This is a genomic window from Mucilaginibacter lappiensis, from assembly GCF_900155965.1.
In the GTDB taxonomy this organism is placed as follows: domain Bacteria; phylum Bacteroidota; class Bacteroidia; order Sphingobacteriales; family Sphingobacteriaceae; genus Mucilaginibacter; species Mucilaginibacter lappiensis.
In genome coordinates, this window is sequence record NZ_FTMG01000006.1 from 195,255 (window position 1) to 210,758 (window position 15,504).

General features: G+C 43.9%; 10 protein-coding genes and 1 tRNA gene. 4 read left to right on the forward strand and 7 right to left on the reverse strand.

Going from position 1 to position 15,504, the window contains the following annotated elements:
- Positions 1 to 106: 106 nt before the first annotated feature.
- Both pdxR and BW976_RS13780 read left to right on the forward strand, forming a co-directional pair.
- Positions 107 to 1,555, forward strand: coding sequence for a MocR-like pyridoxine biosynthesis transcription factor PdxR (gene pdxR, locus BW976_RS13775; protein ID WP_076373880.1), 1,449 nt, complete (start codon positions 107 to 109; stop codon positions 1,553 to 1,555).
- A 465-nt stretch (positions 1,556 to 2,020) separates the two neighbouring features.
- Positions 2,021 to 2,593: a porin family protein gene (locus tag BW976_RS13780; RefSeq protein WP_076374004.1), complete on the forward strand. Its 573-nt coding sequence runs from the start codon at positions 2,021 to 2,023 to the stop codon at positions 2,591 to 2,593.
- Positions 2,594 to 2,678: 85 nt separating this feature from the next.
- Here BW976_RS13780 and BW976_RS13785 read toward each other — a convergent pair whose 3' ends face one another.
- Entirely contained in the window at positions 2,679 to 6,107 is a 3,429-nt protein-coding gene (locus BW976_RS13785; RefSeq protein WP_076373881.1) for a ThuA domain-containing protein, read from the reverse strand.
- A 618-nt stretch (positions 6,108 to 6,725) separates the two neighbouring features.
- Positions 6,726 to 6,837, reverse strand: a tRNA-Asp gene (locus tag BW976_RS29395).
- Positions 6,838 to 6,989: 152 nt separating this feature from the next.
- Between BW976_RS29395 and BW976_RS13790 the strand changes: the two genes are divergently transcribed.
- Positions 6,990 to 7,466, forward strand: coding sequence for an Lrp/AsnC ligand binding domain-containing protein (locus BW976_RS13790; protein ID WP_076373882.1), 477 nt, complete (start codon positions 6,990 to 6,992; stop codon positions 7,464 to 7,466).
- A 172-nt stretch (positions 7,467 to 7,638) separates the two neighbouring features.
- On the opposite strand, the gene BW976_RS13795 is transcribed toward BW976_RS13790, so the two are convergent.
- The 4 genes from BW976_RS13795 to BW976_RS13810 form a co-directional block, all read right to left on the reverse strand.
- A complete protein-coding gene (locus tag BW976_RS13795; RefSeq protein ID WP_076373883.1) occupies positions 7,639 to 9,909 on the reverse strand; it encodes a Tex family protein in 2,271 nt (756 codons plus the stop codon).
- Between the two features lie 262 nt (positions 9,910 to 10,171).
- Positions 10,172 to 10,945: a GDSL-type esterase/lipase family protein gene (locus tag BW976_RS13800; protein WP_076373884.1), complete on the reverse strand. Its 774-nt coding sequence runs from the start codon at positions 10,943 to 10,945 to the stop codon at positions 10,172 to 10,174.
- A 130-nt stretch (positions 10,946 to 11,075) separates the two neighbouring features.
- Positions 11,076 to 11,609 carry a hypothetical protein gene (locus BW976_RS13805; RefSeq protein ID WP_139332298.1) on the reverse strand — a complete coding sequence of 178 codons (534 nt, stop codon included), beginning with the start codon at positions 11,607 to 11,609 and terminating at the stop codon, positions 11,076 to 11,078.
- A gap of 117 nt (positions 11,610 to 11,726) precedes the next feature.
- Positions 11,727 to 13,847: a prolyl oligopeptidase family serine peptidase gene (locus tag BW976_RS13810; protein ID WP_076373886.1), complete on the reverse strand. Its 2,121-nt coding sequence runs from the start codon at positions 13,845 to 13,847 to the stop codon at positions 11,727 to 11,729.
- A gap of 414 nt (positions 13,848 to 14,261) precedes the next feature.
- On the opposite strand from BW976_RS13810, the gene BW976_RS13815 reads away from it, so the two are divergent.
- Positions 14,262 to 15,014, forward strand: a complete 753-nt coding sequence (locus BW976_RS13815) for an outer membrane beta-barrel protein (RefSeq protein WP_175614106.1) — start codon at positions 14,262 to 14,264, stop codon at positions 15,012 to 15,014.
- A 66-nt stretch (positions 15,015 to 15,080) separates the two neighbouring features.
- Here BW976_RS13815 and BW976_RS13820 read toward each other — a convergent pair whose 3' ends face one another.
- Entirely contained in the window at positions 15,081 to 15,422 is a 342-nt protein-coding gene (locus BW976_RS13820; protein ID WP_139332299.1) for a hypothetical protein, read from the reverse strand.
- Positions 15,423 to 15,504 lie beyond the last annotated feature (82 nt).

Here is a 15,504-nt window from a genome sequence, read left to right on the forward strand (position 1 = left end):
GAGATTCGCACAATCCCCACACTTGGTTTTGTTTTTTTATAAAATTATGCGTTTATTGGATCATCGCAATCGTCCAATTTTTATAAAACCGATAGTCCAGTTTATTATGCAGGTACTTTCATCCTTTTTACATATCGATAAAAACGATACCTCGCCTGTTTATTTGCAGATAGGCAATCAATTAATGGGACTGGTGAAAGCGGGAACTTTACCTGCCGGATACCGGCTACCGAGTACCCGCCAGCTGGCACTTTCATTAAGCGTCCACCGTAAAACGGTGATACGCGCCTATGATGAATTGCTGGCACAGGGCTGGCTGGAAAGCAAAACCGGCAGCGGCACTTTCGTAGCCAGGCATTTACCCGCGTTTAAACCGCAGACCCTAACTCCCGGTTTGACCAATACCGCTCAGGTAGCCGGTTTTAATATTCATACGGCAACACATCTCCACCGGAAAGTGATCCTTACAAATACACCCCTGCACCTTGATGATGGCTTTCCGGATACGCGCCTGGCACCGGTGCTTGATATGTCAAGAGCATACCGTACCCAGCTATTAACCGGCAATCCTTATACCCGTTTGGGTTATGGCGATACCCGTGGCTCGGCCTGGCTGCGCGAGGAGCTGGCCACTTACCTGAACCAGACCCGGGGCCTGCACATTACACCGGCCAATATTATCCTGGTACGTGGAACGGTGATGGGCCTATACCTGGCCTGCACCGGTTTGTTGCAAGCCGGTGATACCGTAGTAACTGGCGAACCGGGTTGGATGGGCGCGCAAATGAACATTTTACAAGCAGGCGCAAACTTGATTAAAATATCTGTTGACGAATACGGGTTGGATATAGATGAGCTCGACCAGCTTTGCCGGCAACAACCGGTGCGGATGGTTTATGTTACCTCACACCACCATTACCCCACCACGGTAGCCCTGCGGGCAGACCGACGCGTGCAGCTGCTGGCATTGGCCCAAAAGCATGGCTTTATTATTTTTGAGGACGATTATGATTACGATTTTCACTACCAGAATAAACCATTGATGCCACTTGCCAGCGCCGATGAGGCGGGTATGGTATTGTACTGCGGTTCGTTTTCAAAAACCATATCACCGGCCATCCGGGTTGGGTATCTTGTTGGGGCCGAAAATGTTATTGAACACCTGGCCCGCCTGCGCCGCATCGTTGATCGTCAGGGTGATACTTTGTTGGAAAACGCGGTGGCCGAGCTCTTGCAAAACGGGATCATTCAGCGTCATTTGCGTAAATCATTGCGTGTATACCGGCAACGGCGGGATGTTTTTTGCGATCTGATGAACAGCCAGCTGCACAATCATGTACAATTTAAGATTCCCGATGGTGGCCTGGCCGTATGGACGCAGTTTGATCAGCACATAGATCTGACAAAGCTTTCGCAGAGTGCCTTAAAACAGGGCCTGTATCTAGATGGAGAGAGCGTCGATTCAAATACTATCCGGCTTGGTTTTGCATCATCCACCGTTGAAGAATTGGCGCTGAGTGTTGAAATTCTGGCCAAATTGCTTGGCGATATTTAAAATAATCATCTCAATTTTTTGTCGAGACTCATATATGTGTCTCCTGTAAAATGTATACACATATATGCTCCGTTAGGAGCTACCTGTTTATAGCATTAATGTACATCAATTTATGCCTCGTAGAGGCTACCCTTTCCAGGCTTTACGTGCAGATTGTGGGTTGCTTCTATGGAGCAAAGGATCTTTTTTATAACATACTACAAGTAGGTAGCTCCTAACGGAGTACAATATTTTTTGTACTCTGCTCAAAATTCTAAACAAGGTTGGCAGCATACCAGGAGCTGCAAATATGTCTCTACAACCAGTCATAAAACAGAAATGGCAAGCAACATCCAAACTTTTGGTGTGTCAATCGATAAGTTAGGTATACGCTTTAGTTATAAAATCCGTTTTATAAACTAATTTATTTTAAAAACAGTCGTGTGTGTAAACCAACAACCACACGGCATCACCAACATCAAGATTATGAAAAAATTATTATTGAGTGCGGCATTACTGATAGCGGTCAGCATCGGGGCCAAAGCACAGGTTTCATTAGGCATTAAAGGGGGTGTCAACTTTTCAAAAATCAGCACCGACAATGTAAAAGAATCAACCCTTACAGGTTACCAGGCCGGTTTATTTGCCCGTATAGGCAGCGCATGGTATTTACAGCCCGAGCTTTATTTAAGCGGTACAGGCGGTAAATTTGAATCGAGCGATAACAATACTGCGTTTGACGGCAAAGTGCGGTTCACCAACCTGAACGTACCTTTATTAATTGGCAGATCATTTGGTCAAAAAGATCTGAACTTCCGCGTAATGGGTGGGCCTATTTACACTTACCAACTAGATAACAGCGTGAGTTTAGGCAGTAATCTCAGCGGAGCAGCTAATAATTTTAACAAAAGTAATATCGGTTACCAGGTGGGCGCAGGCGTCGACATTGGATCGATCACCGCCGATCTGCGTTATGAAGGCGGTTTAACCAAGGTGAGCGACAGTTTTGCCAAACGCCAAAATCTTTGGGCACTTAGCGTAGGGTTTAAGATATTGTAAAGCGGAAGGTTTACTTAATGAATATTAAAAGCCCCGACAGATAATCTGCCGGGGCTTTTGTTCTTATAATTTGTACAGGTATTTTTTATTTCGCATTAAACAGCAAACCGGTTACGCCAGCCACCAGCGCTACCTGTTTTACAGGCTTGTAAATAAAGTACAGCTTATGCATTTTACCATCCGTTACCGGGTTGATGGCTACGTGAGTAAGGCCTCCTTTTTGATCGGCTGTAGGTACGGGCATGCTTCCTTTACCTATCAGTTCACCATCGGGCGCATCTAAGCGGGCCTCAAAATCAAGAGTGGTGCTTGGCGGTGCCTGCCAGAAGTTGGTCATATCTATGGAGCGAACACCAGTTAAATCAATATCGTCCACTTCAAACCAGCCACCGTTCTGCGGCATGATCATCAGGTTGATGCCGTTATATTTAAACGCGGTAAAACCGTTCGATTTTTCGGTGCCGGCAAATAAGTAGCTGTTGCTTTTTAACGTTGCCACACCCCTGCCGGTTAAAGCTTTGATGTTTTTACCGCCATTATCTGTATAAGCGGCTGATAATACCATGGTAGCATTTGGCTGTTTACCTGGTTTGGGTATGATGCTGCCTGCTGCAGGTAACGATTTCTTTTTATTGCCCTGGTTATTGATCGATAGTACCCAGGTAATAATCTGCTCCACATCGGCTTTCTTAATGCTTGGGTGTGCTGACATAGGCACTTCGCCCCAAACACCGGCGCCACCTTTAATTACCTTTTGGATCAGTTTATTCATCGCCTTAGGGTCTTTTTTATATTTAGCCGATACCTCGGTAAATGACGGACCTACTGATTTACCAACCTCTTTATGGCAGCTTTTGCAATCCATACTCAGCATAATGGCCTTGCCACTGTTTTCAGGTGTGGTTTGTTCTAATTGTGTTGCTGATATGGGCTTTTTATAATCATCGATATAATCAACCGCCACAAAAATACGGCTGCGGTCGACACTGGCAGTTTTAGTGCCATCGGTTACCTTAACCGCATATTTAACCGGTACTCCCGGAAGGTAAAAAGATTTGTTACCGCCTGTTAGTTTTACTGTTACCTGTGGCTCTTCGTTACCGGCATATACATTTAATGGCGTGCTTTTAGTTTTGGCACCGTGAATGTCCTTAGCGGTAACTGTAATATTATAGCTGCCCACCTTGGTGTAGGTGTAATTTAATTCCGGAGTTGTTGTTTCTTTAGTAACTCCATTACCCAGGTTCCAGGAGTAGGTAATATTATCACCTTCGGGATCGGTAGCCTTAGCGCTTAGCTTAACAGCAAACGGTAAATTACCCGATGTTTTATTCGCCTTTAAGAAAGCTATGGAAGGCGGTCTGTTGCCGCTGATATAATCAATACGGAACAAGCCGGCATCGGGGTTTTTACTGAACCAGCCGCTGCCATACTCTAAACCATATAACCGGCCGTCGGGGCCTACTTCCATATCAATCATGGAGTTTACTTTCAGTTTCGGGAAAAATGGCTCCATTTTATCAAAGTCGCCTTCTGGGGTCATGGTAACCGCTTTTACCCAGCCGCGCATCCAGTCGTAAGTAAGGAATTTACCATTATAATACTCGGGCAGACGTGTTGAATCCGGGAACATATCGGTATAATAAACCGGACCGGCCATAGCATTACGACCGCCTGTACCTACCTGCGGAAAATCGGCCGAAGGCCCGTACGGATACCATATAAATGCAGGCTGTGCCGGCGGCAGATCCCTTAAACCAGTATTGTTGCGCGACTCATTAATAGGATGCTGCGGATCAAACGCTGCGCCGGAAGTGCCGGTAGCGTAATCATAAACATGGTATGGTTTATTATCGGCCACAAAATACGGCCAGCCAAAGTTCCCGGCTTTACGGGCCTGATTCACCTCGTCGTAACCCATTGGGCCGCGGGTTTCTAAACTATCGTTGTGCGCGTCCGGGCCAACTTCGCCCCAGTATAGGTTACTATTCTTTTGATCGACAGTAATACGATATGGGTTCCTATCGCCCATTACATAAATTTCAGGACGTGTTTTTGGCGTTCCTTTCGGGAAAAGGTTCCCTGCGGGGATATCATAAGAGCCATCATCATTGATCTTGAGGCGCATAATTTTACCCCGCAAGTCATTGGTATTACCAGCCGAACGACGGGCATCAAACTGGTAGTGACCCGGTCTGTCATCTAAAGGTGCATAGCCGCTGCTCACATATTTCTGTCCTTTCTCGTCAAATGGCGTAGAGTTATCACCTGCGGAGAAGAACAATATTTTATCCGGACCCGGACCAAAAGCTATAGAACCACCGGTATGGCAGCAAATTTCGCGCTGGGCTTTTACTTCCAATATTACTTTTTCGGTTTTCTTGGTAATCGTATCTCCCTCAAAAGTAAATCTCGACAAGCGGTTAACCGAGCTATCGGCAGGACTGTAATAAATATAGATCCAGTGATTTTTGGTAAAATCAGGGTCTTTAGCCAGGCCCAGCATCCCTTCTTCGGCATTTACACCCGGAGTATGCAGGGTTTTATAATATACATCAAAAGCACCTACCTGTTTTACCTTTTGGGTGCTGTGGTTGTATAGCATGATCTCGCCGCGACGCTGCAATACCAGGATATCCAGGTTTGGCAAAATGGTCATCTCGGTAGGCTCATAAAAGTGACCTGTTACTAACTGCGTTTTTTTAAACCGGTCCTCATCAGGTGGCACCTGTGTTTTAACTTTTGAATAATCCAGATCTTTGTTTTCGCCAATGGCATATTTTATACCGCCAAGCAGCATTTTAAGGTAGTCGGTATCTTTATAGGTTTCATCGGTATGGCCAAGCTCTGTATAAAAGGCACGCCCGCCATCAAAATCATGGTACCATACCATAGGATGATAGCCCATTCTTTTGCCTCCGGTATAGCTGCTTTCATCAATAGTAACCAATACATGTACATCGGGTGCAGGCGCTTTTTTAAAGCTGTAAAACTCATCAGTATGTTTCCATACTTTGGGCAGGTGCTTGGTAGCTGCGTTATTATTATCTACTACGTTTAAGACACCCGGCTGCACGTTAGGGCTTTTATCATGAATGCCCGGATGGTCATAAAACCAGGCACCCGCCAAACGGCCATACCAGCCCCAATCATACTCGGTATCAGTAGCCGCGTGTACACCCACATAACCACCGCCGGCTTGTATATAACGCTCAAAGGCGGCTTCCTGCCGGTAATTGAGCACATCGCCGGTGGTGCTTAAAAAAATAACGGTAGAGTATTTTTTAAGGTTATCGTCGGTAAACATGTCGGCATTTTTGGTAGTATCCACATCAAATCCGTTCTCGCTACCCAGCTTCTGAATGGCTACTATACCGGCATCAATGGAGGCGTGATGGTAGCCCATTGTTTTTGAAAATATAAGCACACGGGGTTTACCGCGCCCGGCTTTATTGAATGCAAGATAAGTGATGCAGCAACAAGCTGTGAGCAAAAGGAGTAGGATTTTTTTCATGATGCTATTACAATTGGTTTGATTGGGTTTAATGATCAGGAATGGGGTCTTCGCAATCGATTACAATAATAAGTATTTGATCAAATTTATCATAAATTATTCATAGAATAATAACAATGCGTTAAAAAGACACAATAATATTTTTCCTGCAGGAAAAAGAATCAAGAAGTGAGAGTCAAGAATCAAGAAAGAAGCTCTTCCAAGGCAAAAACTAAGTAGACCAAGACGTAAGTGTCAGGAATCAAGAGAGGAAATATGCTAAATACAAGAATAAAAATAAGTGAGGTGTACTTTTTTGTCTTAATTCTTGATTCTAATGTCTTGACTCTTATTACAAAAAAGTCTTAAAAACAGCAAAGCCCCTGATGGGCAGGGGCCTTTACTAACCAATTATAAACCTAAATTATGAGAAGAGCTGTAGGAGAAGGAGTCGAACCTCCACGGAGTGGTTATTTTCATTACTGAAAGTTTCCCAATTTCTCCGCCACCGCGACAAGGAGGTGTGTCTGCCAAAATTTCACCATCCTACAGTAAAGTATTAAGTCTTCAGTTCGAAGTTTCAAGCCTTAGCCTTTTTGATGACTTCAGACTTTCGGCTTCTGACTTAGAACTTAATCGCTGTTGGGGAAGGATTCGAACCTCCACAGAGTAGTTAGCCCGCTTCGGGTTTTCTATGATCTCCGCCACCGGGACAAGGAGGTGTGTCTGCCAAAAATTTCACCACCCAACATTGTTTTTTTGATTAAAGAACAGAAAGCAATTGTCATTTGCTTGATACAAATTTAATAGACCCATCAATTCCTTGCAAATATTTCAACAAAAATATTTTATTTTTATTCAAATTTTAATTAAACTTGTATTTCAATATAGATATTCAAATTTATGTCCCACAGAAAAGCTCAAAATTTAGAAATTGATAATCTTGATATCCAGATTTTATCAATATTAATGAAGAATGCTACCACTCCGTACACCGAGATAGCAAAAGAGTTAATCGTTTCTGGCGGAACCATACACGTGCGAATGAAAAAGTTGGAAGAGATGGGTGTAATAAAAGGAGCCAGCCTGGAAGTAGATCCTCAAAAATTAGGTTATGATATTACAGCGTTCCTGGGTATCTACCTCGAAAAGGGCTCTCAGTACAACGAAGCGGTTAAGCAATTAAAAACCATAAAAGAAATTGTTGAGCTGCATTATACCACCGGCGAGTGGAGTATTTTCGCCAAGATTGTGTGTCATGATACTACCCACCTGCGCGAGGTTTTGAACGAACAGATTCAGGGTGTTAAAGGTATCCAACGCACCGAAACTTTTATTTCGCTTGAAGAAAGTATCAGGAGGCAGATCACTTTGGAATAAAATTTTACTCGATATATTAAGCTTCATAACGAGCCAAATCAAATTGGTTTATTATCAAGTTTCAACCCCAATATGTCATCCTGAGTTTGTTTCAGGATCTCTCCACTCAAAATCATCCAATGCAAATAGAATGCCGAATCTGGTTCGACATTCTATTTGCATTGGATATTATTTATTTAAACTTACTCTTTAAGGCAGCCAGCTTTAAGGCCATATCAGTTTCCGGTTCTTTTTCAACCCGTTTGTTATAAGTGGGTTTATTGTTACCTCCGGCGGGTCTTCTATCGTCATTCCGCCTTTCTTGCGGGGCGCTTTTATCATTTTCTTTCATCGATAAAGCTATGCGCTTGCGATTCACATCCACCTCGGTAACCGTAACCTCCACTTTCTGGTGTACTTTTAATACTTCGTTTGGATCTTTAATATATCGGTTGGTAATCTGACTCAGGTGAACTAATCCATCCTGATGAACACCGATATCCACAAAAGCCCCGAAATTGGTAATGTTGGTTACAATACCGGGCAGTTTCATGCCTACCTTCAGGTCGCCTATCGCATTTACACCGTCGGTAAAGCTAAATGCCTCAAATTGTTCACGCGGGTCGCGGCCTGGTTTGGCCAGCTCGGCCATAATATCATTCAGGGTAGGCAGGCCTACCGTTTCTGAGGTATATTTTTGCAGCGGGATGCTTTTACGCAATGGCGCGCTGCCTATCAAGTCTTTCACCGTGCAATTCATGTCTTTGGCTATTTGCTCCAGCAGGCTGTAACGTTCCGGGTGTACCGCACTTGAATCCAGCGGATTTTCGGCATTGTGAATGCGTAAAAATCCAGCGGCTTGTTCAAAAGCCTTATCGCCCAGACGGGGAACTTTCTTCAGTTGATCGCGGCGTTTAAAGGCGCCGTTCTGATCGCGGTACTCCACTATGTTTTGTGCCAACTGCGGACCAAGACCCGATACATAGGCCAATATCTGTTTGGAAGCTGTGTTTAGTTCCACACCAACAGCGTTCACACAGCTCATTACGGTATCATCCAGTGAGGTTTGCAGTTTGTTCTGATCCACATCGTGCTGGTATTGCCCTACGCCTATTGATTTTGGGTCGATTTTTACTAACTCAGCCAGTGGATCCATCAGTCTCCGGCCTATGGATACAGCCCCCCTTACAGTAATATCCTTATCCGGGAATTCCTCCCTCGCCACATCAGATGCCGAGTAGATGGATGCACCGCTTTCGTTCACCATAACAATAACCACGCCTGGTAAATTCAGATTGCGCACAAACACTTCCGTTTCGCGACCGGCGGTACCGTTACCAATGGCAATAGCTTCAATATTATATTTTTGAAACAAATGCTGAACAGTTTTTTCGGCTTCACGCGCCTGCCCTGCCCCAGTGTGCGGGTAGATGGCGGTATTTTCAAGCAGTTTGCCCTGTTCATCCAGGCAAACCAGTTTACAACCTGTACGGAACCCCGGGTCGATGGCCATAACGCGTTTTTGACCCAGCGGCGCACCCAATAAAAGCTGACGTGCATTTTCGGCAAAAACACGGATAGCCTCTTCATCGGCTTTCTTTTTGGTAAACAAGCGCACTTCTGTTTCCATAGATGGTTTCAGCAAACGCTTGTAACCATCGGTAATGGCCTGTTTTACCTGGTCGGCAGATGGATTGATGCCTTTTACAAAAGTATCTTCCAATATAGCAATCGCTTGCTCCTCTTCGGGCTTAATATCCAACCACAGGATCTCCTCCTTTTCGCCACGGCGCATGGCCAGGATACGGTGTGACGGTGCCGACTTTACAGCTTCTGTCCAGTCAAAATAGTCTTTATATTTAATGCCTTCCACTTCCTTACCATCCACCACTTTGGATTGAAAAGTTCCTTTTTCGATAAACAGTTCGCGGATACGGGTACGCACTTCCGCATTTTCGCTGATGGTTTCGGCGATGATATCCCTAGCACCAGCCAATGCTTCTTCTATACTGTTCACGCCTTTCTCGGCATCTATATAAGCTTCAGCAGCGGTTTCCAGGTCAACTTTGTTTTGTTCAAGTAGTAAATCGGCCAAGGGTTGCAAACCTTTTTCGCGGGCCGTGGTAGCACGGGTTTTGCGTTTGGGGCGATAAGGAAGGTAAATATCCTCGAGCGATACCATAGTTTCGGCCTCGTTGATCTGTTTTTCCAGTTCGGGTGTTAACTTGCCCATGTCGGTCAGCGATTTCAGGATGGCCTCACGGCGTTTATCCAGGTCGCGCAGTTGTTGCACACGGTCGCGGATCTCGGTCACCTGCACCTCATCGAGCGTACCGGTAACCTCTTTACGGTAGCGGGAAATAAACGGAACAGTAGCGCCCTCATCAAGCAAATCAACTGTGGCACTCACCTGCTTTTCGGCAATGGAAAGCTCCTGGGCTATTTTTTTATAATGCGATATCATAGTAAACTTTGGACTGCGAAGTTGGGTACTCTTTGGTAAAAAAACAAAAATGGTTTGTAAAAAGAATGGTGACGATATAATAAATCCAGTCATGTTGAATTTATTTCAGCATCCCTTTAGGATTACCTAAATCTCAAAAATGTCATACGAGGAGGAACGACGAAGCAATCTCGTAGCTATTCGTACCGATGAGAACGCGAGGAGATTGCCACACTGCGTTCGCAATGACATGATGTAGAATTTCATTATTCAGAATAATCTATCAATTAGATACCTTCCTCACCACCCTCTCAATCGCTTTACCCCAAAACTCACCTAAAACCAAAGCACCCTGTTTGTTCGGGTGCAGATAAAATGTACCCTGATTGCCCTTTTCGGGTATCAGATGGGTAAGGTGGTGTTTTTTAAAATAGTTGAATGCCTTTTTATCCCCCACAAAAACATGGCGGGGATTGGTTGCGCCGTAAGCAGCCACCAGGCTATCCAGCTTGGGCACATAACTTTGCAGGCGGGATAAACCCTCCTGTAAATATTTGGCGCCATTATAAGTGTTTGGACTATACCAGATGGGGTGCTGATAAATAATGATGGCTTTTGGAAAGTCGGCCAGTAGTTTATCTGTAATAGTTTTTACGTTCTGGATATAATCTGCCGGCGATACAGGCGCGCCGTGAGGGCCTTGTATAGCGCTGTCATTAGTGCCCAGCTTCATCGAAAATATAAGCAGCGCTTCTTTATCCATAAAAGCCCCTGCGGCTTGCTCTACCTTTGTAAAGGCATTGGTACCTGGTAAAAAATCAAGCGTAGTATAGCCGCTGTGGCCCTGGTTGCTAAATTCAACCGTACCCAGGCCTGTTTGTTTGCGCAGCCAGGCTATGGCAATAGCAGGGGGCGCTTCTGTAGCCGGATCACTCATTTGCACACCCTGTGTAATGCTATTGCCTATAAAAACTACGTTGATATTTGTTTTTTTTGATTGGGCAAAGGCTGATGAAATGCTGCAAAGAAATAATATCGCAATAAAAAAATGTTTCATAAACTTATTTAATCTACTCCGGATAGTGTAATGGCGGGGTGTGTTTATACGTGCTGAAGAACACACCCCGCCGCCCCTCTATACACTCAAATTTGCGCTAAAGTAATTACCTACTGGCCATGATGTTAAATTATGGCTTTGGGGTGGTCATTTTTGCATCGATCAAAGGTTTTTTACTTGATAATCCCTTCACTATGGAAAGAGAGTCTCGTAGAATTTTTGATTCTGATTTGAGAGAGTCTATTTCTTGTTGGTGAGATACTAATGTGGTGGTATTATTTAAGGATAGATAAGTAAATATTCCACTTGCAAGTATTGATACAGCCAACAAGCCATTAGATAGTCTATTAAATATTCTTTGCGTTCGAATTGAATCTTTAGAGTTTTGAAAGGCCGAATGCCGAATCAAAAAATCCATCCCCTCAAAGGTTATTTCACAACTTAATCCTATCTGTTTACCGGGAGTTTGGCCGCCAGATGGGTCTATTATTATTTCATCGAATTTATGATGAAATTTAATATGCTTTGCCTCAATGATTGCTTTCAGTTGTTCAACTGCATCTTCGTAGCTTTTTCCTTCAAACAAAGGCATAATATCAGTCTCGACATACATGCCTTTATTACTTAGGTATTCTAAAACCCGAATATAATGGTCTTTATTCACAAAGATAAATATATGAATTTTCGGACATTAATGTAAAAACACACCCCTCCGCCCCTCTCAAGAGGGGAATCGCACATACCCGACTTTCTCACTCACTACTCATCACTCACACCCCCCTTACCACTTCACGCCCATATTCCAAAACATGAAGGCCCATTTATCAACCTGTCCGCTGATCACTTGGGCTGTTGATTGTCCGGCGCCATGGCCCGCTTTGGTTTCAATACGGATGAGTACCGGGGCTGTGCCTTTCTGATATTCCTGCAAGCGTGCTGCAAACTTAAAGGAATGCGCGGGCACTACACGGTCGTCATGATCGGCGGTGGTTACCATCGTAGCCGGATATTGCTGTGGCTTTAGGGCATGATATGGTGAATAGTTATATAAATATTCAAACATTTCTTTGGAGTCTTCGGCTGTTCCGTAATCATAGCTCCAACCGGCTCCGGCGGTAAATTTGTTGTAACGCAGCATATCCAGAACGCCAACAGCGGGGAAGGCTACTTTAAACAGGTCAGGGCGCTGGGTGATCATGGCACCTATGAGCAAGCCCCCGTTAGAGCCGCCCGAAACTGCCAGGTGCTCTTTAGAGGTATATTTATTTTTAATGAGGTATTCGGCTGCGGCAATAAAATCATCAAATACGTTTTGCTTTTTCATTTTGATGCCTTTGCGGTGCCAGGTTTCGCCATACTCGCCGCCGCCACGTAAATTCGGCACGGCGTAAATACCACCGTGTTCCATCAATATAATATTTGATGTGCTGAAAGCCGGTGTTAAGCTGATACCGAAGCCACCATATGCATACAGCAACGTTGGGTTTTGGCCATTCAATATCGTACCTTTTTTATAGGTGATGATCATCGGAATCTTGGTTTTATCCTTCGAAGTATAAAACACCTGTTTCGATTCGTACTGCTCGGGATCAAACTTCACCCCCGATTTTTTATATAGTGTTGATTTACCCGTGGCTATATCCAGTTTAAAAATGGTTGGCGGATATACATAACTGGTAAATGTATAATAGGTTTCTTTCTCTGCCTTCTTGGTGCCAAAGCCAGAAGCGGTACCTACCGATGGCAGGTTTATGGTGCGCTCCAGTTTGCCGTTCATATCGTATTGCTGTACAAAGGAGGTAGCATCTTTCAGGTACTCAGCGAAAATTTTGCCGCCGCCTGTTGTGGCGCTCAATACATTTTTAGTTTCGGGGATGAGGTTTTGCCAATGGGTTACGGTTGGGTTTGCTGCATCAACGGTAACAATTTTAAAATTGGGCGAATAGATATTGGTAAGGATATACAGCTTACTGCCTACATTCCCCAGTATGGAATGCTGGTTATCAAAATTGTCAATCACGTTGATGATTCCGCTGCCGGGCTTGCTTAAATCCTGTATATATAGTTCGTTCCCGGTGGTTGATGTGGCTGCGGTAATCACCAGAAAGCGTTCATCTTCAGTAAGGTAAGCGCCAATGTAGCGGCGCGGGGTTTTATCGCCACCAAAAATGAGTTTGTCGGTACTTTGTGGTGTACCCAGCTTGTGGTAATATAGTTTGTGATACTGCGTCAAGCCCGATAACTGGCTACCGGCTTTGGGTTTATCATAACTGCTGTAATAAAAACCATCAGTACCTTTCCAGGCCAGACCGCTGAATTTGATATCAGTCAAAGTATCCCCTACTATGCTATTATCAGCGGTTTTGATCACGATTACCTTGCGCCAGTCAGATCCACCTTCAGATATCTGGTAAGCGGCCAGGTCGCCATCTTTTGTAAAATCTATCCCCTGCAGCGACGTGGTACCATCGGCCGAAAATTTATTGGGATCTAAAAATATCTCGGGCGTGCCGGTATCTCCTACCTGCCGGTATAAAACCGACTGGCTTTGCAATCCATCATTCTTATAAAAATAGGTGTATTTACCTTCCTTAAAAGGGGCGCTGTATTTTTCATAGTTCCACAAAGTTTCCAGTTGCTTACGCATTTCTTCGCGGTAAGGGATCTGACCCAGGTAATTTTGGGTAACCTTATTTTCGGCTGTCACCCATTCTTTGGTATCTACAGCCTGGTCGTTTTCAAGCCAACGGTATGGGTCGGGCACTTTGGTGTCAAAATAAGTATCAACGGTGTCAACTTTTTTGGTTTGGGGGTAGGGTAGCGTTTTTATAGTCATTTGTTGTGCATGTGTATAGCTGCAAAATAAAACAGCAAATGCAAATAAACAGGTAGTTAGTTTCATGTTGATTTTAAGTTACAGGAAAACTAAAGGTAGGAAATTGGTTCATTAGTTCATCGGTTCATTCGCTCATTGGTGCAAGACAGGTGATCATGCAAGACCATATCGCTAAGACTAATGAACAAATGAACCGATGAACTAATGAACCAATAAAGTTAAAAGTTGTTAATTTTAATCAATCCTGCTGTTTAATTGGGCGGGGCAAGCTATATTAGCCCCCGATTACGAAAACAAGCCAAAGCCGGGTTATTTAACCCCACTTGTATTGATAACAGACTCCGGATGTAATTATTTATTTACAATGGATTTTTACTATCTGTGTCTTTATTGATAATAATGCTTTTTTTTACACGTTTGCTAAACCGTATAAGATGGTAAATGGCAAACTTATACAAGTTGTTAGTACAAATTTATAACATGAAAAAAATCTTTACATTACTTACGGCAGCCTTAATGATGCTGATAGTGTTTAATGCACGGGCTCAGGATAGTCAAAATGATGGTGACGCTCCGGCCAAGCTTAAAAGCTATTTTGGCATATTTGGCGGCCAATCGCGCGCGCTCAGCGACTTTAAGAGCACCGATTACAGTAACACAAAAGCTGGTTTTGCCAAAAATGGGGTTGTATTGGGTATTGATGGAGCCTATTATTTTTACAAACATTTTGCTATAGGCTTTACCGTATCAAAACAAGATCAGGGTAATTTAACCTATAATGATGATCAAATAATTTCCCAAGGATATACTAATGATTTTAAAGCCGACGGCTCAACCGTTACTGCCGACAAGCGGTACAGAAGCTATAATGTTTTGCTTGGCCCGCAATACACATTTGTATACCATCACTTACGATTTGACTTGAGGGCATCGGCAGGCGCTATTAAAAATACCGCTACGCCAAGTGTAGCTGTTGATATTACCGGTGTGCCGGCACAAACCGGAACATTCACTCAACAAAGCTCAAAAGGTACCGCCTTTGCTTATGGCGGTAGTGTAGACGTTCGTTTTGATATGGGCTCTGGCTGGGACTTGCTGCTGAAAGGCAACTATATTAAGTCGGACGGCCCAACTATTTCTACCACTGGCCGTACCAGCAACCTGGGCCGTATAGTTACCAAACAACCGATGACCGAAGGTCAGATTGTGTTTGGCTTAGTAAAAGAGTTTTAATTGAAACAGGCTTTGCCTGTACATATATATAAAAAGGCCTCGTTGATCAACGAGGCCTTTTTTATTTTAGTGAACTTCTATTTGTTGAGGCTGACTGGCCACTACTTCGGGCTGTTCTTTAAACATTTCAAAAGTGCCGGTTACACAAACCTGTTTCCCTTTAATATGTGGCAGATCCAACTTTGTTTTACCCTTTACCGCAACGGTATATTTCTGATGCGGATAGGCCCCTCCCAGGTTTAACAGGGTAAGTGTATCGTTTACCATTTTCATGGAGTAAACGGTATCGCAAAGCGTACCGGTTTTACCCAGGTTGTTTTTAAATTCCGCAGCGTTAAAAGCGTGCTGGGCATTGGCCGCGCCTGCAAACAGAAACAACAAAGCGGCCGAGGTTAATATCTTTTTCATTGCAATTATTTGTTCGATGGTTTCATTCCTGTAATTATAATTCAAAGCATCGAAGTTATGGCATGAGTCATAACATATTTAC